This is a genomic window from Chitinophaga sp., assembly GCF_039596155.1.
Taxonomy (GTDB): domain Bacteria; phylum Bacteroidota; class Bacteroidia; order Chitinophagales; family Chitinophagaceae; genus Chitinophaga.
In genome coordinates this window covers 37,484-62,508 of record NZ_JBCNKF010000030.1, presented here as the reverse complement: position 1 = coordinate 62,508, position 25,025 = coordinate 37,484, and the positions used below count along the sequence as shown (strand labels likewise).

20 protein-coding genes are annotated in these 25,025 nt (G+C 45.7%); 11 read left to right on the top strand and 9 right to left on the bottom strand.

Annotated elements, in window-relative coordinates; translation table 11 throughout:
• Nucleotide 1: 1 nt before the first annotated feature.
• From ABDW33_RS24530 to ABDW33_RS24515, 4 genes are read right to left on the bottom strand one after another with little or no spacing between them, the layout of a single operon-like run.
• Nucleotides 2-1,498 carry a glycosyltransferase gene (locus ABDW33_RS24530; RefSeq protein ID WP_343692743.1) on the bottom strand — a complete coding sequence of 499 codons (1,497 nt, stop codon included), beginning with the start codon at nt 1,496-1,498 and terminating at the stop codon, nt 2-4.
• 8 nt (nt 1,499-1,506) lie between these two features.
• Nucleotides 1,507-2,967, bottom strand: coding sequence for a glycosyltransferase (locus ABDW33_RS24525; RefSeq protein ID WP_343692742.1), 1,461 nt, complete (start codon nt 2,965-2,967; stop codon nt 1,507-1,509).
• A gap of 6 nt (nt 2,968-2,973) precedes the next feature.
• On the bottom strand, nt 2,974-4,101 hold the full coding sequence (locus ABDW33_RS24520) for a HEAT repeat domain-containing protein (RefSeq protein ID WP_343692741.1): 1,128 nt from the start codon (nt 4,099-4,101) through the stop codon (nt 2,974-2,976).
• A 49-nt stretch (nt 4,102-4,150) separates the two neighbouring features.
• Entirely contained in the window at nt 4,151-4,534 is a 384-nt protein-coding gene (locus tag ABDW33_RS24515; RefSeq protein ID WP_343692740.1) for a response regulator transcription factor, read from the bottom strand.
• A 480-nt stretch (nt 4,535-5,014) separates the two neighbouring features.
• On the opposite strand from ABDW33_RS24515, the gene ABDW33_RS24510 reads away from it, so the two are divergent.
• From ABDW33_RS24510 to ABDW33_RS24485, 6 genes are all read left to right on the top strand, one after another.
• Nucleotides 5,015-8,422 (top strand): response regulator, encoded by a 3,408-nt coding sequence (locus ABDW33_RS24510; RefSeq protein WP_343692739.1) that lies wholly within the window; start codon nt 5,015-5,017, stop codon nt 8,420-8,422.
• A 15-nt stretch (nt 8,423-8,437) separates the two neighbouring features.
• Complete coding sequence (locus ABDW33_RS24505; RefSeq protein WP_343692738.1) at nt 8,438-9,259, top strand: protein-glutamate O-methyltransferase CheR; 822 nt, start codon at nt 8,438-8,440, stop codon at nt 9,257-9,259.
• A gap of 18 nt (nt 9,260-9,277) precedes the next feature.
• Complete coding sequence (locus ABDW33_RS24500) at nt 9,278-9,841, top strand: chemotaxis protein CheB (protein WP_343692737.1); 564 nt, start codon at nt 9,278-9,280, stop codon at nt 9,839-9,841.
• Nucleotides 9,842-9,892: 51 nt separating this feature from the next.
• The gene (locus tag ABDW33_RS24495; RefSeq protein ID WP_343692736.1) at nt 9,893-10,984 is read left to right on the top strand and encodes a hybrid sensor histidine kinase/response regulator; all 1,092 of its coding nucleotides are present in this window, start codon (nt 9,893-9,895) and stop codon (nt 10,982-10,984) included.
• Nucleotides 10,985-10,996: 12 nt separating this feature from the next.
• Complete coding sequence (locus tag ABDW33_RS24490) at nt 10,997-11,782, top strand: GDSL-type esterase/lipase family protein (protein ID WP_343692735.1); 786 nt, start codon at nt 10,997-10,999, stop codon at nt 11,780-11,782.
• Between the two features lie 133 nt (nt 11,783-11,915).
• A complete protein-coding gene (locus tag ABDW33_RS24485) occupies nt 11,916-12,113 on the top strand; it encodes a hypothetical protein (RefSeq protein WP_343692734.1) in 198 nt (65 codons plus the stop codon).
• Between the two features lie 563 nt (nt 12,114-12,676).
• On the opposite strand, the gene ABDW33_RS24480 is transcribed toward ABDW33_RS24485, so the two are convergent.
• Entirely contained in the window at nt 12,677-13,015 is a 339-nt protein-coding gene (locus ABDW33_RS24480; RefSeq protein ID WP_343692733.1) for an AraC family transcriptional regulator, read from the bottom strand.
• Nucleotides 13,016-13,141: 126 nt separating this feature from the next.
• Here ABDW33_RS24480 and ABDW33_RS24475 point away from each other — a divergent pair, with 126 nt between their 5' ends.
• From ABDW33_RS24475 to ABDW33_RS24455, 5 genes are all read left to right on the top strand, one after another.
• Nucleotides 13,142-14,392 carry a Gfo/Idh/MocA family oxidoreductase gene (locus ABDW33_RS24475; RefSeq protein WP_343692732.1) on the top strand — a complete coding sequence of 417 codons (1,251 nt, stop codon included), beginning with the start codon at nt 13,142-13,144 and terminating at the stop codon, nt 14,390-14,392.
• A gap of 9 nt (nt 14,393-14,401) precedes the next feature.
• A complete protein-coding gene (locus ABDW33_RS24470; protein WP_343692731.1) occupies nt 14,402-15,844 on the top strand; it encodes a HEAT repeat domain-containing protein in 1,443 nt (480 codons plus the stop codon).
• Between the two features lie 78 nt (nt 15,845-15,922).
• Nucleotides 15,923-16,327: a hypothetical protein gene (locus tag ABDW33_RS24465; RefSeq protein ID WP_343692730.1), complete on the top strand. Its 405-nt coding sequence runs from the start codon at nt 15,923-15,925 to the stop codon at nt 16,325-16,327.
• 194 nt (nt 16,328-16,521) lie between these two features.
• Nucleotides 16,522-19,146, top strand: a complete 2,625-nt coding sequence (locus ABDW33_RS24460; RefSeq protein ID WP_343692729.1) for a glycoside hydrolase family 2 TIM barrel-domain containing protein — start codon at nt 16,522-16,524, stop codon at nt 19,144-19,146.
• Between the two features lie 493 nt (nt 19,147-19,639).
• Entirely contained in the window at nt 19,640-20,371 is a 732-nt protein-coding gene (locus ABDW33_RS24455; protein ID WP_343692728.1) for a hypothetical protein, read from the top strand.
• Here ABDW33_RS24455 and ABDW33_RS24450 read toward each other — a convergent pair.
• The 4 genes from ABDW33_RS24450 to ABDW33_RS24435 all read right to left on the bottom strand — a co-directional run bounded on the left by ABDW33_RS24450 (nt 20,355) and on the right by ABDW33_RS24435 (nt 25,020).
• A complete protein-coding gene (locus ABDW33_RS24450) occupies nt 20,355-21,590 on the bottom strand; it encodes a WcaI family glycosyltransferase (RefSeq protein WP_343692727.1) in 1,236 nt (411 codons plus the stop codon). The two genes, ABDW33_RS24455 and ABDW33_RS24450, sit on opposite strands and share 17 nt — an antisense overlap.
• Before the next feature lie 5 nt (nt 21,591-21,595).
• Nucleotides 21,596-22,999, bottom strand: a complete 1,404-nt coding sequence (locus tag ABDW33_RS24445) for an undecaprenyl-phosphate glucose phosphotransferase (protein WP_343692726.1) — start codon at nt 22,997-22,999, stop codon at nt 21,596-21,598.
• Between the two features lie 186 nt (nt 23,000-23,185).
• On the bottom strand, nt 23,186-23,929 hold the full coding sequence (locus ABDW33_RS24440; protein WP_343692725.1) for an FkbM family methyltransferase: 744 nt from the start codon (nt 23,927-23,929) through the stop codon (nt 23,186-23,188).
• On the bottom strand, nt 23,926-25,020 hold the full coding sequence (locus ABDW33_RS24435) for a glycosyltransferase family 1 protein (RefSeq protein ID WP_343692724.1): 1,095 nt from the start codon (nt 25,018-25,020) through the stop codon (nt 23,926-23,928). Before ABDW33_RS24435 ends, ABDW33_RS24440 begins: the two co-directional genes overlap by 4 nt.
• Between the last annotated feature and the right edge of the window lie 5 nt (nt 25,021-25,025).

Below are 25,025 nucleotides of genomic sequence, written 5' to 3'. Positions count from 1 at the left end.
CTTACGTGTTTGCAGGTTTTTTCTTACCAAATCCCTGACGCTGCATATTCCCCCAGGTATGTTTCTTCCCTGTGAGGAAGTTGAAATAACCTCGCAGGGCAAAGAATACGATGAGCGGATGGTATACGAAAGGTTCAATAAAAGCCATCAGCGCCAGCCCCAATACTTCTCGCCAGGTACGGTAGTACTGATAGGTCATATGATCCCACAGGATGGCCAGTGTGGTGATCATAACCGAATAGAAGTATACGAATGCCAGCAGGATCAATGCAAATTGCCAGTTGATCTGATTGGTAATAATGAGGTAGATATAATAAATGATCCCTGTAAATTCGATGATAGGGGCAAGGAATTCGAAGAACAGGTTATAAGGCAATACAACTAATCCCAATTGTTTGTAGCGGGGATTGAAGATCACTTTTCTGTGTATGGTAATGATTTCCGCCAGACCACGACCCCAGCGGGTACGCTGACGGCTGAACACTTTCATGTTCGGCGGACCTTCTGTCCAGCACTGTGTAGTGGGAATATACCGGATGGCATACTTCAGGTTATTGTCCATCATGTAAGTACACATACGTGTCACGATGTCCATATCTTCTGCAAATGATTTACTATCGTAACCACCTGCTTTGATCGCGATCTCTTTGTCGAACAATCCCAGGCCTCCGGATACATTCGGCACACAGTTGATTACACTCCACCCCATTTTACCCAATACATACGCACGCAGGTACTCCATTTCCTGGAAGCGTGGCAACCACTTTTCCGGGGGGCGGACACGGGTGATCACCCCTTCGTCAATCTCACAGCTATTGGCAATACGCAGGGTAGCACCAGTTGCAATCACACGGATACTGTCTTCCTTTACATGTACGTAGCCGCACTCAGGACAAGGTTCACCGATCTCTTTGATCTTATGGTGTTCTTCATCCATAAATGGTTTGATCATACGCAGCAGGGTATCCTTTTCAATGATACAATCCACGTCAGTACAAAGGAAGTAATTGTAAGCGGCCGCATTGATCCCTGCATTGGAGGCATCTGCCTTACTTTTACCATTGACCTTGTCGATCACGACCAGTTTATCGTAAGCGGTATTGGTCGATTTGAACAGGCGCTTTACCGGTTTACAGTTAATGCGTGCATTATAGGCGAAGTCTATTTCCACCAGCTCAAATTCCTGGATCAGTTTCTCTAATGTATCATCCGTACTTCCATCGTTCACAATGATCACTTCGAAAGTGGGGTAGTTCAGTGTAAGTAGCGAACGTACGTTCTGGATGATGGTCACCGCCTCGTTGAAGGCTGGGGCAATAATAGAAATACCCGGTGCCAGCGGAGACTGCAGCATTTTATTGTAATCGACATAACTGTTCTTGCGCTGAAACTTCCGGATCCCTCTCAGGGAAAGCATTGCCAGCAGCGCATACATGAACAGCATGGTGCAACCATAAATGAACACAAAGCCTTCGTAAAAATTCCTTATCAGTTCCACAGGCGTATTTATTTAGCTGCAGCTGCAGTAGCAGCTGGTTTAGGTGTTTGTTGAAATCCACGTCGCTGCATGTTCCCCCAGGTACTTTTCTTTCCTGTCAGGAAGTACCAATACCCACGCAGGGCAAAAACGACGATCAATGGATGGTAAAGGAAGAATTCCATGAACGGGGTTGTACATAAAAAAGCCACTTCCTTCCAGGTTTTGTAATACTTAAACGACAACTGATCCCAGAGAATAGCGATCGTGGTGATCATCACTGAATAGGTATATACAAACAGGAGTAAGATCAGCGCTGTCGGCCAGTTGATGAGCCCGAAAATGGTCATCACTATGTAATAGATGATACCGGTGAACTCAATGATGGGTGCCAGCAGCTCAAAAAAGAAATTGTATGGGAATATAATCATTCCCATTCTGCCATACCTGGGGTTGAAGAACATACCGAAGTGGGCATACATCAGCTGTGCAAGCCCTCTGGCCCAGCGGGTACGCTGGCGGTTGAAGATCTTGACAGTTACGGGTGCCTCTGTCCAGCAAAGCGTTTTGGGTATATAGCGAATCGCGTAGTCGATCTTATTGTCGTGTGAATAGCGGCACATACGTGTCATCAGTTCCATATCTTCCCCAAAGGAGCTATGGTCATATCCACCACTGCGTATCGCGATCTCTTTATCAAAAAGCCCCAATCCCCCGGATACGTTTGGTACACAGTTGAGCAGGGTCCAACCCATTTTCCCCAACACGAAGGCACGGATATATTCCACTTCCTGAAAGCGGGGAAGTATTTGGCGGGGAGGACGCATACGGGTCATTACACCCTGGTCGAATTCGCAGGAGTTGGCAATACGCAGGGTAGCGCCGGTGGCAATAACACGTTTCTTTTCTTCCTGCATCACCGGTTTGATCAGTTCCAGCAGGGTATTTTTATCGAGAATACAATCCACGTCTGTACATACAAAGTGAGGGTAGGCTGCAGCATTGATACCAGCATTCACAGCATCTGCCTTGCTTTTACCATTCACTTTGTCTATCACCATCAGTTTGGCGTAGGCAGGATTAGATGACTTATAGATTTTACGTATTGGTTTTGTCTGGATCTTCGCATTGTAGGCAAAGTCAACCGCCACCAGTTGAAACTCTTCGATCATTTGCTCAAGACTGTTGTCAGTACTACCGTCATTGATAATAATGATCTCATACCGCGGATAGTTGAGCGTGAGCAGGGACCGTACATTGAATATAATAGTGAGACCTTCATTGAAGGCAGGGGCCAGTACGGTAATACCGGGGGCCAACGGAGAGCTGAGCAATGTATTCAGTTGATCTGCATTATCCCTTTTGGCATACGCACGTACGGATATCATAGAGAAGATGGCCAGCAAGGCATATGTCACCAGCAGTATCGTTCCATAAATGAAAACACCATTCTCATAAATTCGCCCTAAGGTTTCCCATATATTATCCATTCACAACTAGAATTTTATTAAAGGGTTCATGCTATGTTTCAGGATCAGCTTGTTTTCTGAAGTAGCAGTATCAATCAGTTCCTGGATCAGGCCTTTGGCCGCCCATTTGTTATTAATAAGGGATTTGGCAGCATGTTTACGAACTTCGAAATCTGTAGCGTGCAGAAATTCCTGGCGGAGAAAGTCAACATATTTCCCACTGCTGATTCTGCCCAGCGCTTTCAGAATTTCCAGGCGGCAGTTCAGCGGTTGGCTGTTGTACATATGTACCAGCTTTTCCTCCACATCTTCAACTTTCATTTTACCAAGACAGTTAATAGCGTCGGCACGTACGTAGTGATCTTTTGTATCCAGCAGCCTGATAACGGCAGGCACAGCACTTAACTGGTTGTAGTGCACCACCAGCTTCAGACAGAAAGATACAATCGATTTATTGGAAGAGTAAGTGATCCATTGTGCGAAGTTAGGAATGGCGATGTGCTCGGTGGTAGAGATAATCTTGAACAACTCTACCTGGTCCCAGAGGAGCAGGGGCTCAGTCACCACGTCGAAGAACTTGAATGGTTCATTCTTACTTAGTTTGATATAAGCATGACGGGCAGCGGCACGAAGTTCCCGGTTATTGCTATTGGTAAGCGGAAGAATGGTAACGTCTGCAATAGACATGTTCATGTTACTCATCTCTGCCAGTGCCTGTACCTTTCTTTCCCATTTACGGGATTTCATCTTTTTCAGGGAATCCTTATCCAGTTCCAGTTGAATGTAGAGGTTACGCAGTTGTTCACCCATTGATCCTCTTACATTATTTCTATAATGAATAAGACGATCGATGAGTGCCTGGCGAGCCCACTTCTTTTCAAACACGGGTTGCTGAAAACTCTCGAGAGGAAGCTGTACCTGGTCGGCAGGCACATCACTAGCCAGTTCTTCGTTGAGAAAAATATGCTCCATGAGCTGTTCGTCAATAATCGGGTGTAGTTTTTTCAACCTTTCTGACTGGCGGTAAGCTTTGTACCTGCCCACCAATATCGAGAAATACGCGAGGAACGTGCACACGATGGCAACAACAATAAAAATACCAGCTATCTGTATACTCAGGGGAGCATACCTGAACTCGTAAAAGCTAAATTCCATAAGGATTGGTCAAATTGATCGTCGGTCACATAGAATACGCAGGCGGGTCCTACCGGTTGTACTGCATCAGGAGCCTTTTAACCCTGATCAGTAATTCACCTGGTATCACCGGCTTTTTCAGAAAATCGTCAGCTCCCAGTTTGAAGCCTTCAAGAATCATATCCTCATTCCCTGCATTAGAAACAATTATAACAGGAATTGGTTTACCTTCTTTGCGGTTTTTTACTTTACTAAGAATTTCGAAGCCATTGGCGTATGGCATCATAATATCAGTAATAATAAGATCAAAAGCATAGTTGGTATCATCCAGTTTCTGGAAGGCCTCTTTGCCATTGGTTACATGTTCGATAGTGTATTCTTCTTTGTGCAGGATCCTCTCTACAATCTTTGGCATCACTTCATCATCTTCAATAAGCAGAATTTTACTACTCATATATTGGCTTTTATTTTTGAAGAATGGTGGTACGGGATGTACAACCTAAGTTTTTTTGTGTGTGATTTAAATTGTTCACGGTTGCTATTGCAGTGTAGTCGATTTTGCATAGTCTACTAATGGCTTATCCATATATACTCAAAACCGCCCGGAAAGGTTTTCACCTTTTTGCAAATGATTCGTTAATTTTTTTACATTATAATTTATTTAAAATTATTTTTTGCAGTAAATGTTTTGTTTACGATTTTCAGTGCACCAATTCGGCTGTAAATTACTACCAACAAAGGAATAAAAGCCATATTACGGAGATTAATATACGTATTTACAGTAGAGCTTCGCTGTTATATCATTATTAAATCAACACCAACAGGTCACCAAAAGGGCACTTGTATATCCCCGGGATATTGAGGTGCCCTTTTGGTGACCTTGTAGTGACCGTTTAGTACCCTTATAATAACGAATCCCTTATATTTGTTCACTATGAAGAACTCCTTAAAAACTCGCCTCTATCTCGGATTTACTATTGCGATACTGATGGTAATCGGCGGAGGTGTCTTTACTTACATCACATTCAAAAACCAACGCTTCCAGTCGGACTGGGTAGAACATTCCTACGAAGTGATTACCCTGGCACAGCGTATCAATAGAAATGTGTACGAAATTGAGTCAGCCAGTACCGCCTACAGAAGTACACATGTTTCTAAATACCTTGATTCTTACTATGAAATACATCCAAAAATATTGCCACTTTTCTATGACCTTCGCAAGATGGTAAGTGACAATCCTAAACAAATCCGGCGATGCATTACGGTGGAAAAGGATTTGATTGGATTGTTAACTTTTTGGGAAGGTTTGGTGTCAAGGCATGACTCCAATTATGTGTTTTCCCATATACAGGAAATCACAAAAGATGAGCGGGTGATGCTGGAGAAAGTGCATACTGAACTCACAAATATTATTGTAGATGAACGGCTGCTGCTCACAGAAAGAAATGGTGCCAATGGCGAGTCTGTTGCCAAAGCATCCATTGCCCTCATTCTGAATACCAGCTTTATCATTCTTGTTGCCCTCATCCTGATGACCATTTCTTTCAGGGAATTCAGCATCCGCCAAAAAGCCCAAAAGGAACTCCAGGTAAAACTCCGGGAAACAGAAACCCTCAACGCCAAAGCCGTTGCGCATAACTGGCTCCTGACCGGCATGAGCATCGTTAATGAAAGCCTGCAGGGAGACGCTGCTATTGACGCCCTCGCTTACAAAAACCTGCAGGCCCTGGTCAGGTATCTTGAATTGCCTGCCGGCGCCTTTTACCGATATGATGAAGAAGCGAAATTACTGATACTCTGTGCCGGCAAAGGACTACCTGCTACTATCCAAAAATCTTACGCGCTGCATGAAGGTATCACCGGAGAAGCCGCTTCCCAGAAAGAACTCACAATTGTGAATGATATTCCGGCCAACTACTGGCGGCTGGAATCTGCCACCGGCAGCAATACCCCGGGTACAGTTGCATGTCTGCCCCTGTGGCATGATAACGAGCTGGTAGGACTGATAGAACTTGTGTCATTCGCCCCATTGCCGGATAGAGCCTTAGAATTGCTCCGCAATACAGCACATGCTATCGCTGTTGCTGTCAACGCTGCCGGTGCCCGCAAAAAGGTAATGGAACTCCTCAACAGGGTGCAGGAACAGAAAGAGATCCTCGAAACACAGCAGGAAGAACTCCGTCAATCCAATGAAGAACTGACCCGCCAGTCCGAAATACTCCAGGCTTCAGAAGAAGAACTGCGGGTACAGGAAGAAGAGCTGCGCCAGGTGAACGATGAAATGAGCGTGCAGAACAAAGCACTCGAAATGGCCCGGGAGGAGCTATCCAGGAAAGCAGCGGAACTGGAACAAAGCAGTACCTATAAGTCGGAGTTCCTGGCAAATATGTCGCACGAATTACGTACACCCCTTAATAGTGTATTGATCCTGGCCCGCCTGCTGGAAGAGAATAAGGAACAGAACCTGAATGCCAAACAGATGGAATACGCAGGCATCATTCACAAATCCGGCTCCGATCTGCTAAAACTCATTAATGATATCCTGGATCTGTCGAAGATTGAAGCCGGTAAAGTGGAAATGAACATAGAACCGGTTGCTGTGAAAAATATCAACAATGACCTGGAACAACTCTTCCACGTAGTCGCAGAAGAAAAGCAGATTAACTTCATTACTAATATTGATGCTACGGTTCCTGCCCACATCCAAACGGATGGTCAACGACTGGAACAGGTGATCAAGAACCTGCTCTCCAACGCGTTTAAGTTCACGCCTAAAGCAGGTACGATCGAACTGGCGTGGACCCTGCAGGCAGACGGGTTACACATATCCGTTTCTGATACAGGTACAGGTATTCCCGCCGATAAACAGCAACTGATCTTCGAGGCTTTCCGTCAGGCAGATGGCTCAACCAGTCGTAAATATGGGGGTACCGGCCTGGGACTTAGCATCAGCAAAGAACTGATGAAGCGACTGGGTGGCGAGATCAGGCTGGTGAGCGCAGAAGGACAGGGCAGTACCTTTACTATTGTAATGCCTACCGGCACAGGTACCACTCAGGCGCCCAAAAGATTACCGGATACGGTCGCCCGGCCCGAGGCCCCTGTTACTGTGAAAGAGGTAGTAGCACCTGAAGAACAACTGGTAGACGACGATCGTAATACATTGGGTAAGCAGGACAAGCTGATCCTCATCGTAGAGGATGATCCCAGCTTTGCCGCTATCCTACGGGACTTCGCCAGGCAGAAAGGATTTAAAACGATCGTAGCCCTGAATGGAAATGATGGCCTATTCCTCGCCCGCAAGTTCCTGCCAGCGGCTATCATCCTGGATATGAACCTGCCACTGATAGACGGCAATAGCATCCTTAAAATCCTGAAAAACAACGAAGAACTTAAGCATATACTCGTACACGTTGTATCCGCAGGCGAGATCTCGCTGCAGGTCCGTGGCAAAGTAGAGGGCTATACACAAAAGCCATTGCAGGTCACAGATCTGGAAACCGTTTTCAACGATATCAGCTCACAGCTGGAAGCCCGGCTTAAAAAGGTCATGGTCATTTCCGACGGGTTATTATTGCATCATCCTTTCCTTCAGTCACTCAGTGACGAGCGCCAGCTGCAGACCCAGTATCACCTGGTGAAAACACTGCCTGAAGCGGCCATGGAGCTACAATCTTATCAATACGATGGGATTGTACTTGACGCCGGTACCGACATTTCAGAAAGTATTGCCAGGCTGAACCAACTTAAGTTGATCAGCGCTGCAAGAGACCTGCCGGTGATCGTATATCTCGATCACGACATCTCAGAAGCCGATGAGCTGGCACTGAAAAAGAATGCTGCAGCAATAGTTCGCAATTCCACCTTTTCCGGCGACCGCCTGATGGACGAACTGGAACTCTTTCTCTACAAACTGAACGAGACTACGGCACAGCAACCTGCGGACCGTGCACCTAAGATGGAAAAGAACCTCGAAGGGAAAAAAGTGTTGCTGGCCGATGATGATATGCGGAATGTATTCTCCCTGAGTGCACTGCTGGCAGGACATGGTATGGATGTGGTGACGGCGGCAGATGGAAAGGAAGCACTTGAAAGACTCGAAGAAAATCCTGATATTCGTTTAGTACTGATGGACATTATGATGCCCGAAATGGATGGCTATGAAGCCATACGCCGGATCAGGGCCAATGCCCGCTATCAGCAACTGCCGGTCATTGCACTGACTGCAAAGGCCATGGCGGGGGACAGGGAGAAATGTATTGCCGCCGGCGCTTCGGATTATATAGCGAAGCCCATCGACAGCAGTAAACTTTTATCGCTTATGCATGTTTGGATGGTATAACCTTGTATTGTTTCTATGAAGGAAGACATATCTAATGCAGATTTCTTTGATATCATTAATATTATAAAGCTGCAATACGGATATGATTTCACCGGTTATGCGCAGGCGTCCCTGAAGCGTCGTATTGTTCGTTTTATGAGCTATACCGGACTGACTACCGTATTTGAACTGAAGTATCAGCTGGTAAATGATACAGATTTTTTTAACCGGCTGGTGCAGTACATTACAGTGAATGTGACGGAAATGTTCCGTGATCCCTTGTTTTATCAAACGCTGCGGACACAGGTACTTCCCAAGCTGGCGGCGTATCCTAATATTAAGATATGGCATGCCGGTTGTTCTACCGGTGAAGAGGTGTTTTCTATGGCAATCCTGTTGCACGAAGCAGGGCTGCTGGGAAGAACCAAGATATATGCGACTGACCTCAACCCTATGAACCTTGAAAAGGCAAACATGGGCATCTTACCACTGGATAATATGAAAGACTATGTGTATAATTACATTCAGTCGGGAGGGTTAGGCGATTTTTCTAATTACTATACAGCCAGGTACGACAATGTACTGATCAAAAAAGAACTTCGTAAGCACATCACGTTTTTTCAGCACAACCTGGTGACAGATACTGTTTTTAACGAGTTCCAACTCATTTGTTGCAGGAATGTATTTATATATTTCAACAGGGAATTGCAGAACCACGTATTGCAATTATTCTACGACAGCCTGTCCCCACGCGGCTATTTGGCCATGGGTATCAAAGAAACGATGCGGTTCGCCGGCATCCAGGAAAAATTTGAAACAATACATCCGGCCCACAAGATTTACCGACGAAAGGGATAAGCCGGATGTTGTAAATTTATGAAGAACAAAAAGTACGATATCATCACAATCGGAGGATCCGCCGGTAGTATTGCTGTATTAACCAGCATTCTCGATGCACTGCCAGACTATCTGCAGACGCCGGTTGTTATCATATTGCACCGGCTCCGTAATGTGCAAAGTGAGATGGGCCGGCTGCTCTCCGCCAAAAGAAGAATTATTGAGCCTGAAGATAAAGAAGCTGTGAAGCCCCGCAACATATACCTGGCCCCCCAGAATTATCACCTGATGCTGGAAGCAGATAAGACTTTTATGCTGGATTATTCAGAACTTGTCAATTACAGCCGGCCTTCCATCGACATGACCTTTAGCTGTGTGGCAGATGTATATGGGAGCAGAGCGTTGGCCATTCTGTTGAGTGGAGCCAATAAAGATGGCGCAGCAGGCATGCAGGATATCATCGCTGCCGGCGGTACAGGGATTGTACAGGATCCTGCTACGGCTGCCTTCGAAGCGATGCCGCTGGCAGCCCTTGAAATGTGCAAAGGGATTCACGTACTGTCAGTTGAAGATATAATAAAATTTATAATTAATGAACCATGATGAAGGTTTTATTCGTATATATAAATAAGATTAGCCGTTAAAAGATAGCCCATGAGAATGACTAAAAAATTTACCATCCTGTTGGTAGATGATAGAATGGAGAATTTATTATCACTGGAACAAATGCTACTGGCTGATAATAGGACCTTTTTACTGGCTGCATCGGGCAATGAGGCGTTGAAGCAGGTATTAAAGCATGACGATATCGGGTTGATCATGCTGGATGTACAGATGCCGGATATGGACGGTTTTGAAGTGGCCCGCCTGCTCAAAGCCAACCCGAAGACAAGGAACATTTCTATCATTTTTGTGACAGCCATTAATAAGGACGAATACTATGTGCTGAAAGGATTTGAAAAGGGAGCGGTCGATTACCTGTCCAAACCACTGGATATCAATGTGACCCGTGCCAAGGTAGACGTATTCGAACAATTATATTTTTATCAGGATGAACTGAAGCAGACACTGAAGGAGAAAGAGCAGATCAATGACCAGCTGGAGCGCTTTATGCAGGTAGTAGCACATGATCTGAAAACACCGCTCTCGGGTATTACAGGCTTGCTGATGCTGATGCAGGAAGAAGATACGATCAGAGAATCCCCTATGCTGAAGGAGTATATGGACATGTCTGTGAATGCCGCCACACAAATGGCAGACATGATCACAGCTATTCTTGACTACAGCAAAGAACATCAGTTCTCCAACAAGACAGAAGATGTACATGTGAACGAAATGCTCGAGCAGTTAATTAAACTGTTGTTCCCTCCGGCACATGTACATATTCAGGTGCAGGAAAATCTGCCCGTGCTGCATACCAGCAGGCAGAAATTGCAGCAGGTATTCCAGAACTTACTGAGTAACGCGATTAAGTATAATGATAAAGCGGTAGCAGAGATCAGTGTGGGAGGAACACCCAATGGTGAATTTTATGATTTTTATGTCAGAGACAACGGTCCTGGCATCGAGGACAAGGACAATGAAAGGATCTTTAGATTGTTTGAAAAGGTAGACCAGGATGATGATAAGGGGACAGGGATAGGACTTAATATCCTCAAATTACTGGTGGAAACGCAAGGGGGCAAAGTGTGGGTGGAATCCCGGTTGGGAGAGGGGAGCTGTTTCTACTTCCAGTGGCGAAGATAAACTGTCATGTATATGAGAACCTATGGCCAAAGGGCAGGTGTATACCTGCTCATGCTGGTAATTGCCCAGCTACCGTCGATGGCGCAAAAGAAAGCCGTCACTAATCTGAACATTGTATTTATTGGAAACAGTATTACACATGGAGCCACATTAAAAGAACCGGAAAAAGAGGCGCCGCCGGCGAGGGCCGCAGAGTGGCTGCAAACGCAGGAAGGAGTACGTAAAGTGAATTTTTCCAACCAGGGTGTAAGCGGTTATACCACAGTAGATTTTCTGCCAGCTACCGGCAAAGCATTTAAAAAAATAGCCGCCGCCGCTGAAGTCTATAAGGCAGAGAAAGATGCATTGTTAGTATTTTCTATTGATCTGGGTACAAACGATAGTGCCGTAGAAGGGCCCAACGGGGCACCTGTTTCTCCCGAAAACTATAAAAAGAATTTAAAGGCCATTATAGACCAGTTGCTGGCCGATTTTCCTGATAGCAGGGTGGTTGTACACCAGCCCATCTGGTATAGCCCCAATACCTACAACGGCGCCATCTATTTACAACGCGGTCTGGACAGGCTGCAGACCTATTTCCCTGAAATTAATGACCTGGTAAAGGAATATGGAAGAACGAAGCCCGGACAGGTCATTGTGGGCGATAAGCAGGGTTTTGGGTATTTTAAGCAACATGCAGCGGCTGAACTGCAGGCAGAAGAAGGCTGGCAGGGTGTGTTTTACCTGCATCCCAACAAAATCGGGGCTGAAAGCCTTGGAAAGCTCTGGGGGAAAGGGATTTATAAGCTGTTAAAATAGTCATTCTGCGGGGTTTTGTTGTACAAAACCCCGCTCTTAATAAAGAGTTAAGCCCCTGCCATTATGGAATCCACCCGTTTTTTATTAGATTAGCATTGTTATTGATCCTCTGAATGGAAAAATGTGTATACCAATGATTTATGTGAAAGATACCGGAGCACCGACCGGACTACCTAAAGAAAACGAAATTTTGCACACCGGCTCGGGTGGCGCATTTGAAGAAGCAGAACGTCCGCTGGACGAATCAGAAAGAGAAATGAGCGATGAGCAATTGGATGAGCGGCTGGAAAATACCCCTGAAAAAACCAGATCCCAAAGACCTTCCTATTAAAGTTACGGACAAAAAAAACCGGCACTAAAGGACTAAAGTACCGGTATTTCATTTTGCATTGTTCGTAAACGAAGGTGACAGCACCTTTTTCAAGGCACCATATGAATATTTTATATTACGCTGTGGTAATCTGGAAAAGCATTGTGCATTGTTGTAGTCTGGTGTCTTTCGTTTTGCTTATAAAGCCGCGACATGTATACTAATTAGATTGGAACAATAAGAACCCAACGTTTTCTGTAGGTCGTTAGCCCCCAGATCTTTATGATTCGCATGACACATAATGTATCCACTTTATACTAATCTGCCGGCCCGGCTGTTGTATACGTTTACTTTATAAAAGCGGGGCAAAACTACTAAACACATCGCTGTTTTTAGAAAATAAACTTTGAACACGGCTGTTAATGATTTGCAAAAGTTACAGGGAAAAGTGTTTATTATAACGTTATACAGTTGTAAGTGCTTGTCTGATAATTCTTTCGGCAAGGCTGCCGATTTCAAAGAATAATGCAGAAATTTTTTGACACTGAGTATATATACGTTAAAAATCCCCGGTCGGTTTTACGTTATTCACTATTTCCATTCCGAATTTCCTGGGGAGAACAGGCATAATGTTTCCTGAATTCCCGGTTGAAACTAGACACATTACTATATCCAACTTCTTCCGCAATATCGGAAATTTTACTATCAGATTGTTGTAAAAGCTGAAATGCCTTTTGCATTCTTTGCTCTAATAACCAGTTTATCAGAGAAAGATGTTTGTATTTTTTGAAATCCTGTTTCAACTTTGATTCACTTATATAGTGAGAATGAGCCAGTTGTGAAATGCTAACTGGCTTGTTCAGATTGAGCAACAGGTATTCGCTGATGCTGGCTATGACTTGCTCGTGGCGATTGGTTGACATGGGATTCGTGTTCAATGGTCTAGGGTATCTCCTAATTTAAGTAAAATTTTTCTTGTCCCCCACCATAAAAAATATATTTATAAAAAATGCATATCTTGTCGCCTCGTGTTCATTACCTGAGATCCTATGCCAAACCATAGACGTGAATTCCTGAAAAATATAGCCGGTACAGTGGTTGCCTTTACGATTCTTCCCCGGCATGTATTGGGGCGGGGGCACCTGGCGCCCAGCGACCAGCTCACCAAAGGTGTGATTGGCACCGGTATAGCCGGCCGCCAGCACCTGAACGATGCCGGTACCCGCGTGACCGCTATCTGTGATGTGGACAGGAATAAACTGGGGCAGGCAGCCGCATTGCTGGATAATAAAGTCAAAACTTTCGACGATTATCGCCACCTGCTCCTGCAAAAGGATATTGATATTGTACATATTGCCACACCACCACACTGGCATAGTCTCATGGCTACCGAAGCCGCCGCCGCAGGCAAAGACATCTGGTGCGAAACCCCGATGACCCACACCATTGCCGAAGGCCGCGAGGTGATCAATGCCGTGCAGACCTATGGTCGTATTTTCAGACTCAATATGAACCACCGGCTGGAAGGTAACTTCTACGGTACCCATGTACCTGTTAAAAAATTGAAGAAACTGACCGCCAGCGGGCTGCTGGGATGGCCACTTACCATCACCCTGGGCCCTCAGACCGGCTTCGGCTGGCCGTTTCAGGAGATGGGACTGGCGAAACTCCCCGCCCAACCTGTGCCTGCTACATTGAACTATGATCGCTGGCTCGGACCAGCCCCTTATAAACCTTATCATATTGACAGAATCCAGCACTTCCAGGCCTATTGGGATTATGGCGGTGGCGTGCTGGGAGAAACCGGACAACAATACCTTGACCCGGTACAGTTCCTGCTGGATAAAGATGAAACCAGCCCTACAGAAGTCACTGTAGAAGCACCCTTGCAACATCCTGACGTAGTCGGTACCTGGAAAAAGATCACCTTTACCTATCAGGATGGCTGCAAGATCATCCTGGATGCAGAAGGGAACGATGCAAATGCGCCGTTCATTTCCGGACCTAACGGCAAACTGTTTCCCGATTTCAAGTCAGATCTGCCAGACCTGGAAAAGCAACTGGCCAACTACCCCGATCCGCCACTGGCCGTCACAGATTTTGTGAAAGCCGTGAAAGAAAGACAAACGTTCGTGACAAACGAGGAAAACGGACACCGCTCCTGTACCCTGGTCAACATCGGTAAGATTGCTCTTCAACTGGGCCGTTCCCTCCAGTTTGATCCTGAAAAACAAAATTTTCTCTTCGATGAGGGTGCAAACAGGTTGCTGAATCAGCCCCTGCGCACCACCTGGAAATAACTGTGTACCATGAGGCGTTCGAAACTGCTTATATTATTTATCTTCTACACCTTTATCCTTATAAAAGGGCAGGCGCAACCTTCTTCCTATGCAAGCAGGATCGCTATGATCCTGCAGCAGATGCCTTCACCTAATGACAGTTTGAAAAACATCTCCATGAAGCAGCTTGAGAAGCTGGGAGAACCCGGACTGACGGCATTGGCAATGATGACGGAAACAGGGAATCTGAACGTGCAATATGCCCTCCACGCTTATACAGGGTATGTTACTGCCGCTTTGCAGGATTCGGCCCGTAAAACGGCTGTAAAGGCATATTGTAAGGCACTGAAACTGGTGAAGACGATCCCTGCAAAAACCTTTCTTATCAATCAGCTGCAGCTGTGTGGGAACGATGTCGCGGCTGTAACGATCGGCCCTTATCTTGTACAGGAACAACTGTGCGATGCAGCCGCAAGAGCCCTGATCCAGATAGGCGGCCCCGTTGCTAAACCAACACTGGTATATGCTTTATCAAAGGCAAAAGGCAACTGCAGAATAGCACTGATCAATGCGATCGGAGAGCTGCGTTATCTGAGCGGGCTGGATGCAGTTACCGCATTAGCCAATACAAAAGACCTGCGTCAGCGGAGAGCTGCATTGATGGCAATCGCCAGTCTTGGTAATGAGAGCAGTGATTCATTGCTGCATGCAGCAGCTGCTAAAGCAGGGTATGTATACGATAGCTCAGATGCTACGGCAGCGTATATATTATTTGCACAACGTATGGCAGAGAACTGGCCGCAGGAACCCGCACGGGTAATTGCCGCCCGGTTGCTGAAAGAATGCAGGTCACATGCACAGTTGCCGGCAAGAATCGCCGCGATGCAGATTATGGTTACCGTCCGCTTCAGCGACGCCAACAGGATATTGGGTGATGCCGCTGCTGATGCAGATCCGGCCTTCAGGGCCGCCGCATTGCGACTGGCCGCCAGGAATATGAATGCTGCTAATACCAGTTACTGGATAGACCGTGTGCCCAGGGAAAAAGGTGCCGTAAAAGCAGGTATGCTATTGTTGCTTGGAGAAAGCCGGCAGCGCGCCACCACAAGGGTGATACAGGCGGCCCTGGAAGATAGTGACAGGGTCGTGAAGACGGCAGCGATCAAAGCCGCTGGTATGCTCGGGAATACAACCATGATCGCTTCTCTCGTATATGAAATGAACAAAGCAGACAGTAGTACGATCTTTTTAATCAGGGATGTATTGCTCACAATGCGGAGTAAAATGGTCGCTTCTACTGCCGGCATCTCTCTGCAAAATAAACCTCCGCTAATGCAGATCGCATTATTGCAGGTACTGGCAGAACGCAAGGCGGAAGAGATGAAATCGAGAGTGATCAGCTTAACGGAAAGTACAAACCCGGCCGTAAGAAAAGAAGCAGAGAAAACGCTGAAAGTATTGGAGGACTCCTGATTCCGTAAATATGGCATCGTATTTGAAGATAAGGATATATGTTCCTTATTTCTGTAATTAATCAATACATGCTTATTTATGAAAACTAAATTATTGCTTGCTGTGCTGGTACTGGCCCTCGGCTCTCTTGTATCCGGTTGTAAAAAGGAGTATATCACCCAGGAATTAATTCCTAATACAACAATTCAAACGTCTGTTGCCACCAACAACTGGACTTATGATTCCAATACAAAAACTTATTTCGCCCAGATCAATATGCCTGAAATTACCGATGGTACTAACCAGACAGATGGTGTGCTGGTATACATCTCCGGCGATGGCACTACCTGGGAAGCTTTACCGGATGTATATAACGGAACCACCATTATCTACACTTACAAACCAGGTGTGCTGTATCTTGAAATCCAGGGATCTGATGGGTCTACTGTAAACCCTCCGGGTAACCTGTATGTGAAGATCGTATTAGTCGCTTCAGCAAGTTGATAAATAAAACGAATTTCAGCAGCCCCCTCCATCGAGGGGGCTTTTTTATTTTCCTGTTCTGATACGTAATTCTCCTTTTGTAGTTTATATTTGACCTAACTAATCAGCATCATTTTGATTTTGAAATTCCAACGTATATTTTTGTCCGAACAGTGAACACGGCAATATTGCCTTCTAAACTTTCATGCATAATTATGGTCCGGAAACTACTGAATGTGACAGGTCTCTTACTGGCACCCTTTTTACAATTGATGGCGCAAAGCCAATATGAACTTAACAGTGGTTGGGAATGTGCGAATGTCTCTGACGTCACTGTAAAGGGCGAAGCACTGTCAACTCCCACCTATGGGCTCAAAGGCTGGCTGCCAGCCACTGTGCCAGGTACTGTTTTAACGACATTACTGAACAACAAGCTCGTTCCAGATCCCTTCTATGGAATGAATAATGAGCGTATACCTGATATCTATACCACAGGGCGCGATCATTATACCTATTGGTTTGTGAAAGACTTTTCAGAAGCAACACCGGCTGCTGATGGCCAGGTATGGTTGCACTTCAGGGGAGTGAACGACGGTTGTGATATTTACCTGAATGGTCATCGCCTGAATGCGACTACGCATTACGGTACTTATATCCGCCATTCTTACAACATTACTTCCTTCCTGGCCAGGGATGGCAGGAACCGCCTGGCTGTAATCGTCTATCCTCCTGTAAACGTAGGTAATCCTAATGGTGGTCAGGGTGGTGATGGCGTGATCGCCAAAAATGTAGGCCCTCAGTATACCGCTGGATGGGACTGGATTCAACCGATGCGTGACCGTAATACCGGTATCTGGGATAAGGTGACTATCGAAAAAACCGGTGCCGTAAATATCAGCAACCCACATGTGGTCACCAACGTACCTGGTCCGAGATGGCCGGAAGGTAAGCAGGCACCTGCTACTATCAGGGTGAGTGCAGAACTCGAAAATGCAACAGCTAAGAGCATTGCAGGTACCCTGCGTTATACTATAGGAGGTGTAACAGTGAGCAGCAAAGTAACGCTGGCACCCAAAGCACACACCGAAGTACAACTGCCTGACCTGGAACTGAAAGATCCTAAACTCTGGTGGCCTGCTGGTTATGGTCCGCAGCACCTGTACCAGAGTAAAGTTGAATTTGTAGAGAACAACAAAGTAGACGATACAGAAGAAATTACGGTAGGTGTACGCGAAATCCGTACCTTCTGGAACACACATACCAGGAGCCGCGAGCTGTCAGTAAACGGTCAGAACATCTTTATCAAAGGCGGTAACTGGATCACTTCCGATGCCATGTTCCGGTTCACAAAAGAACGTTACGATGCTGAAGTCCGTTTCCACCGTGATATGAACCTGAACCTGATCCGTATCTGGGGAGGTAGTCTTACCGAACGGCCTGAGTTCTTCCAGGCTTGTGATAAATATGGTATGCTGGTATTCCAGGACTTCTGGATGAGTGGCGACTGTAACGGTCGCTGGGTAGACCCCATGAAGAAGGAAGACCAGTGGACCCGCAGGCAATATCCTGATGATCACCGCCTGTGGATCAACTCTGCTGCAGACCAGGTGAAACTGCTGCGTAACCATGCCTCCCTGGCATTCTGGTGCGGTGGTAATGAAATCACACCTCCGGGAGACATCTTCGATGTACTGGCGGATAGCATTATGCCTAAACTGGATGGCACCCGTTACTTCTTCCATTATTCCAATACCGATAGTATGTCTTACAACATGCTCGGTGGCAATGGTGATGGCCCTTACAACTGGCAGCCACTGAATGTATTCTGGAACGAAAGAACCTGGCCGTTCAACTCCGAAGTGGGTTCTGTTGGCGTAGGTGACCTGGAATCCCTGGAGCGCTTTATTCCAAAAGAAAACCTGGTAAGTCCTGAAAATAAACCAGGTGGTGTAGATTCAGTATGGGATTACCATAAATATATTCCTTACTTCAATTCCCTGGATCCATATGGTAAACCGAAAGATATCAGGGACTGGACCAATAAGGCTCAACTGGTCAACTATGACCAGTACCGCGGTCTGATGGAAGGTTTCAGTTCTCACATGTGGGACTGGTACACAGGTGTGATCATCTGGAAAACACAGAACCCATGGACTGCATTACGCGGACAGCACTACGACTACTACCTGGATCCCAATGCATGTTTGTATGGAAACAGAACCGGAGCTACACCCGTACATGGGATGGTAAATCCGATCGATGGTACCGTGTTCATTGTCAATAATACTTTCAGCTATTATCACGATATCATGCTGCAATTGAAGGCGTATGATATGAAAGGTCATGACACACTGATCACACAGGTATTCGCAGAAATTGGTCCATCCAATGTACAGAAGATCATGAGCATCAAATCATTCCTGGACAAGGTGGGTGAGAAAGAAGGCGTGTTCCTGTCTGTTCGTCTGCTCAAAGCCGACAAGACGTTGATGGACGATAACCTGTATTGGTTCCCTGATGCAAAAGGTAACTATTCCGGTTTACAGAAAATGGAACAGGCAAAACCACAGATCACAGCAGTGAGAAACGGGAATGATATCCAGGTGAAGATCAGTAATCCTGGAAATGGTCCGCTGGCATTCTTTAACAGGGTATCACTGGTGGATGCACAGACTAAGAAGAGAATACTGCCTGTGTTTTATAATGATAACTACGTGTCTGTAGTACCCGGCGAAGAGAAAGTAGTGACTATCAGCGGCGATGTGATTGGCAAGAGTGGTAAGGCACAGGTAACTGTGAGCGGCTGGAACCTGGCAGAACAGGTAATAGACATTAAATAATCCTTGAACAACAGCAAAAAAAATTGCCTTTACCGTTTGGTAAAGGCAATTTTTTTTGAAATTTATCCACAAAGCTGACCTCATTACCTCCTTTTCGATGTACCCCTGATGCTCCCGGAAAACCGCCATTTTTCATCGAAAATGTTAAAATGTCCACTTAATTTTCATTTTTTTAAAAAAAATTACATATATAATATACCCCCTCCAATCCATTGATTCTGATAGAATTTTAATCTTTTTAACACTTATAAATCCCTATCCGTTCATATATTATTAATATTAAAAAATACTAATAACTAAAGTATTTACTATATTTATTTCCGATTTACATCCTTTTATCGAATATGATGCCAAAGCAACGATGGTTGTTCTTGCTGGAAGAGCTATGTGCGGTAGTAAGAATTGGAAAAATTTAGTAGATACTGAAGCGATTGGTTACATATAAACGGCAGTAAAGCATATAATATTATTTCGTATTGATGAATATTTGGCAATGCAGTATAAATCTATATTTATCGTATTAATCTTAGGATGGATCAGCGCACTTATTGGATGTGGCAAAGGCGGTGCCGCCTGCGATACAGGCCTTAAGCCGAAAATCAAAAGCAATGGTCCCATTGGTAACAATGAAGTACTTGCCCTCACCAGTAGCGGTGTAAGTGCAGTTCAATCCTATGCCTGGACTGGCCCTAATGGTTACACATCTACTGAGCAGTCTCCTAAAATAACAAACCCTGCCAGGGGTAGATATGTGTATTCATTGACTGTGACTACCACAGGTGGCTGTACCTACAGCGGCGTTTCGGATACTATCACAGTAACTGGTCCTACAAATGCCTGTGGGCTGGATAGTAATCAGGCCAGACTGCAAGGTGTGGTAGACCTATCTTTTAATAAGGTGATAGGTAATACCGGTAGCAGTGATTATATGGTCACCGCTACTAACGGTAACGCTACTATTACTATCGAGTTCCCGGGCAATCAGCCGCCTGCAGAAGGGATTTACTCTATTCAGAAGTCCAGCTCCGCGCTGCCTTCAGGATATTGCAGACTGACTGCCAAGGCGATCACTACCGCTCCATGGACGACAGATACCAACTCTGGTTCTGTATACGTTTCTATCGATAATAATGTGACCACGATTAGTTTCTGTACGGTGAAGTTCAACTCTACCGAATATAACGGAGATGTGAGCGGTGCAGCACGTATTATCTGGAAGCCTTAAGCGCTCCCTGTTCAAAGCTTGTCATAATCGAATCTATAGCCAGAAAGTTCCGGGCATAATCTCCAGCGCGACTGGTGATGTGTCCGGAATCTTCATTTATAGCCTGGAGCAATCCCTCGTACAGTGCCTGCTGATTCTCTGCCTGCACCACTATTCCCAGTTGATGCTTATTTACCAGCTCATACAGACTGGTCCCTTCATTGGCTGTAATCAGCGCCAGCCCCTCTACTGCCAGGATCGTAGTCAGCTTGCTGGGCATGACCAGGTCTGCAGCATTGGCTTTCTGGATTACCAGGTGAATATCAGCCATGTTCAGGAACCGGTTGAAGTGCGAGGATGGTTGAGTAGGATAAAAGATCACATTTTGCAGGGACATGGCCTGTGCCTTGCTTTCCAGGGAGGCTTTATAAGGACCAGCTCCACAGATCAGGAACTTGAGCCGGTCGTTCTCCTGCATGGCCAGGGCTACCTCCAGGATCGATTCTAACCCTTGTTTCTCTCCAATCGCACCTGCATATAGTATCACTTTATCTTCTGCATGAAAGCCAAAATCTGCTTTCAGCTGTTGCCTTCCATCCATAGGGAAGAAGTGATTAACGGCTACCCAATTAGGGAAAAAGAAAATTTCCTTACCCGATTTTGCGGCGATCTTTCTCATCATACCTTCCGAGATACTGCTCACCAGGTCTGCCTTGCGCAGGATAAACTGCTCCATCCTGAACAATGTATTGAGCAGCCACCGGGAACGGATCATCTGTAAATCACGGGCAGCCTCTATTTGCATATCCTGTATGTGATAGAGCAGCCGTGCCCCCCGTATCCACTTGTATAACAGGCCAAGGAAGCCCAGGTGGAAAGGAGGGACGACCACCATGACCACATCGAATTTTGTAGTGAACAACAATGTGAGTAGCCGGAAAAAAGCGGCCATGAAAAAAGTGACATCCATCAGTATGCGCTTCATGCCCGAAGGTACTGCCGGTATATATTGAGGACACCGGTAGATGGTCAGTCCGGGGTACTTTTCCTTTTTATACCAGCGCCCCGCATGTGCATAGGGTGGCTGTATTTTCCAGTAAGGGTAGTAAGGATAGGTGGTAATAACGGTACAGTCGTAGCCTTTATCAGCCAGCCATTGCATCATTTCTCCGTTGTATTTTCCGATTCCCGTCGGCTCAGGACTATAGTTGCCTGAAATCAGCAATAATCTTTCAGACATAATTCTTAATAAGCGTTCTTATCTCCTTTTACCATGTTCACCAATGTCTGGAATATGATCTGGCAATCCAGCCAGAAGCTATAATTTTCAATATACCAGATGTCGTAGTCTACTCTTTTCTGCATTTGCCCTGATTGACTGGTTTCACCTCTGCAACCATTCACCTGTGCCCATCCTGTGATACCTGGTTTTACCATCTGCCGGCGCATATAGTGTTGCACCGTTTCCCGTGATTCTATATGCAGGGGAGTGGCATGCGGACGTGGCCCTACGAATGACATATTGCCCATCAGCACATTGAAAAACTGAGGCAATTCGTCCAGATTTGTTTTACGCAGAAAACGCCCGATAGCCGTGACACGGCTATCATTACGGGTAGCCTGCAGGAACCTGCCGTTTGCATCTACTTCGCTTGTTTGTACGATCATAGAGCGGAACTTATAACAGGTAATCTTTTTATTCTTCAGCCCCCACCGCTCCTGTTTGAATAACACCGGTCCTTTGGAGGTCAGTTTGATCAGCACAGCGATCAGCAGGAACAGCCAGCTGAATGCCGTGAAAAGAACGAGCGTAAACACAATATCGAATGCCCGCTTCATACGTTGTAATCCCGGGTCATCCAGGGGAAAAGAGCGGATGTTCACCAGCGGGAAAGACCCCAGCAGGTTCATACTCACAGTAGGGGAACAATATTGATGTACGTTTGGAATGATCTTAACACTTTTGGCTGCGCGTTCACTCGCCACGATGATGCTTTCTGTCTGGTCCCTGGCATATTCCGGCAATGCGACTATTACATCATCTACTTCGTTTGATTCAAGTATATTGGTGAGTTCTGAGATGTTGCCCAGGTAATGACCATGCAGTTGTGTTTGTGCCTGGTCGCCTACAAAGCCCACACAGTTATAACCAAAGTGGCCGTTCTTAGTGATGGTATGATAGAAGTTAATGCCGGTTTCGCCGGTGCCCACGATCAGTACATTTTTAGCCCGGTGGCGATGAGAACGGAGTTTTAACAGCGTTTTCTTTACCGCATATCTTGTAAATAATGCCCCTGCAAAAATGTAGGCGGAATATAAGAGGGTAAAAGTGCGGGGATAACTGTATGTTTTAAATAAGTAAAAGAACAGGAAGGTGAGTACACATGCCTGTAACAGCACATTCTTTAATACGGCTACAAATTCAAATGAAAAGGAATTGACCTTGTCATATTCATCATACAACCGAAGTGATGCACCAAGTATGATCCAGGTACTGATGCTGATGCCAAGCAGTACTCCGTCCATATTGGTAAAGATCATTTCACCTTTGGTGCTGATGTAATAGCGGGTTAGGACAAAGGCTGCCCCCAGGATAGTAAAATCAATGAATTGCCGCACATATTGAACAGCATAATTTCGATTCTTCATAGCAATAAGATTTCTGTAGGCACTGGCTGCCGTATATCAATTTCCGTTTGGCGGTAATGTTAGTTGTTAACTCTTTCAGGGTTGGGTAGGCTATGAAGGATCGGAGTGGTGACTTGGGGACCTGGTTGCTAATTATTACAAAACTGCTGTGCTTTTTGTTCTTCCTCCGTCAAAAAAGTAATCAGATCAGGCTGCTGTTTTTCGTTTATACAACAGGTCCATTTGTAGTATCTGTAAGGCATCCGTTTGGCAGAAGCCGACAGGTGCTATAAATTCAAATCCAAGTTCTTTCACGAAGTTATGCATCTCATCAAAAAGAGGTTCTCCTTCATACATGGGTACAAACGAAGTTTCGAACAGCAGATAATCTATTTTGCTCAGGCTTGCTGCGGCTCCTTTCAGTACTTCTTTTTCAAAACCCTGTACATCCAGTTTTAGTAACACAGGTGCTTCAAAAGTGATGTTGCTGATCAGGTCATCCATTCTTTTTACCGGTACTTTGATCTGGCGTTCAGCTGCCGTTTGCGGGAAGAACTGCTGCTGTATACTGGATACGTGCAGGGCAGAACTGGCATGTGAATAATCGTTCTGGAAAAACTCCAGGAAGCCACTGGTGCTACCCAATGCAAAGTTGTACGTACTGATGCCATTTGCTTTGCCGATGTTCTGCTGTAAAGTGCGAAATACATCCGGCACCGGTTCAAAGGAGTGAATACCTGCCCGGGGATAAAAGTAGCGGGCAGAAAGCGCAAACTGACCCTGGTTCGCTCCTACGTCGATGATTGTTTTTATCTCCGGAATGTAGTGTTTACAGTTATGCAGGATCGTAGTGGAGGCGATGGATCCGCCTTTTTTCCACAGGGCACTGATCCCTCTTCCGGATTGTAAAAATACTTTGGCCGCATCGGCAATTTTGAAAATGAAATTCATAGTGAAAATTTTTTGTTCCAGCAATGTTTGTAAAAAGCGATTGTTTCCTGAATGCTTTTGTTCCATGTAAATAGTTGTGAGCGGGCATATCCAGCCTGAATGATGCTGTCTCTGAATGTTGCATCTTCAAGTAATTGAATTTTTTCCGCAAAGGCAGCAGGAGAGGGGTTATTCACCAGCAGGCCTGCCGTGCCTGTCACTTCCGGAATGGAGGTCGTACAGGTAGCTACTACCGGACAACCTGCCCTCATGGCTTCACCAGGAGGAAATCCAAAGCCTTCGTAAGAGGATGGATATAGCAGGCACCAGGCATAATTATACAGGATGTTTAACTCCATTGAGCTTACATTCCTGATGATATGGTACCTGCCGGGAATCGCCTGCTCCAGAGCTTCTATTTCTTTGGATTGCCAGGGCTCACCACCTGCTATCACCAGCTGATAAGGAGCGGGTAATAATTGCAGCGTAGCAACTGCCTGTCCGAAGTTTTTGTAATGACTACGTACACCGATATACAAAATATAAGGCGATGCAGGTAGCCGATAGTCCGGAAGTTGCTGTTTGTCCAGCGGGTAAAAGCAATCAGCGATACCGTGATGAATCACCCTGACTTTTTCAGGGTTTGTTTTAGGGTAGAAATACAATAGCTCTTTACGGGTACTTTCTGAGATACAGATAATGCCGTCTGCATGGCGTATGCCATAAGCCTTCTGCTGGATGTTGGCCAGTCCGCGGGGGAAACGGGTAGCCATCCTTCGCTCATGTGCAAAGTCATGTAAGGTGAGAATATTGACGATATCCTTTTGCGGAGATACCCTTAGGTATCCGCCATGAAACACTGCATGGGAAGGCAATGTGTAACGTAGTGGCAGATAACGCAGGTATTTCGGCGGGATCCAGCTTTCACGGATGCAGGGATAAGGGCTGTAGTCGAGTTGCTGTTCAAAGAGATTTTCAGAATGTGGGTCTGCATTCAGAAAGTTGAGTGACAGGTCTGCCCCGCAGAGCCCTTTGAGGAGCTCATACCAGTACATGGACACACCACCGGCCCTTTGAATAGTAAACACAATATTGTCTAAGTAAAGCTGCATGAATA

Coding starts and splice junctions, on each gene's coding strand:
- ABDW33_RS24475 (WP_343692732.1), top strand. CDS start 13,142: ATGCCAAACCATAGACGTGAATTCCTGAAAAATATAGCCGGTACAGTG.
- ABDW33_RS24480 (WP_343692733.1), bottom strand. CDS start 13,015: ATGTCAACCAATCGCCACGAGCAAGTCATAGCCAGCATCAGCGAATAC.
- ABDW33_RS24435 (WP_343692724.1), bottom strand. CDS start 25,020: ATGCAGCTTTACTTAGACAATATTGTGTTTACTATTCAAAGGGCCGGT.
- ABDW33_RS24500 (WP_343692737.1), top strand. CDS start 9,278: ATGAAGAACAAAAAGTACGATATCATCACAATCGGAGGATCCGCCGGT.
- ABDW33_RS24450 (WP_343692727.1), bottom strand. CDS start 21,590: ATGTCTGAAAGATTATTGCTGATTTCAGGCAACTATAGTCCTGAGCCG.
- ABDW33_RS24490 (WP_343692735.1), top strand. CDS start 10,997: ATGAGAACCTATGGCCAAAGGGCAGGTGTATACCTGCTCATGCTGGTA.
- ABDW33_RS24510 (WP_343692739.1), top strand. CDS start 5,015: ATGAAGAACTCCTTAAAAACTCGCCTCTATCTCGGATTTACTATTGCG.
- ABDW33_RS24440 (WP_343692725.1), bottom strand. CDS start 23,929: ATGAATTTCATTTTCAAAATTGCCGATGCGGCCAAAGTATTTTTACAA.
- ABDW33_RS24455 (WP_343692728.1), top strand. CDS start 19,640: ATGCAGTATAAATCTATATTTATCGTATTAATCTTAGGATGGATCAGC.
- ABDW33_RS24460 (WP_343692729.1), top strand. CDS start 16,522: ATGGTCCGGAAACTACTGAATGTGACAGGTCTCTTACTGGCACCCTTT.
- ABDW33_RS24515 (WP_343692740.1), bottom strand. CDS start 4,534: ATGAGTAGTAAAATTCTGCTTATTGAAGATGATGAAGTGATGCCAAAG.
- ABDW33_RS24525 (WP_343692742.1), bottom strand. CDS start 2,967: ATGGATAATATATGGGAAACCTTAGGGCGAATTTATGAGAATGGTGTT.
- ABDW33_RS24445 (WP_343692726.1), bottom strand. CDS start 22,999: ATGAAGAATCGAAATTATGCTGTTCAATATGTGCGGCAATTCATTGAT.
- ABDW33_RS24485 (WP_343692734.1), top strand. CDS start 11,916: ATGATTTATGTGAAAGATACCGGAGCACCGACCGGACTACCTAAAGAA.
- ABDW33_RS24470 (WP_343692731.1), top strand. CDS start 14,402: ATGAGGCGTTCGAAACTGCTTATATTATTTATCTTCTACACCTTTATC.
- ABDW33_RS24505 (WP_343692738.1), top strand. CDS start 8,438: ATGAAGGAAGACATATCTAATGCAGATTTCTTTGATATCATTAATATT.
- ABDW33_RS24465 (WP_343692730.1), top strand. CDS start 15,923: ATGAAAACTAAATTATTGCTTGCTGTGCTGGTACTGGCCCTCGGCTCT.
- ABDW33_RS24520 (WP_343692741.1), bottom strand. CDS start 4,101: ATGGAATTTAGCTTTTACGAGTTCAGGTATGCTCCCCTGAGTATACAG.
- ABDW33_RS24495 (WP_343692736.1), top strand. CDS start 9,893: ATGAGAATGACTAAAAAATTTACCATCCTGTTGGTAGATGATAGAATG.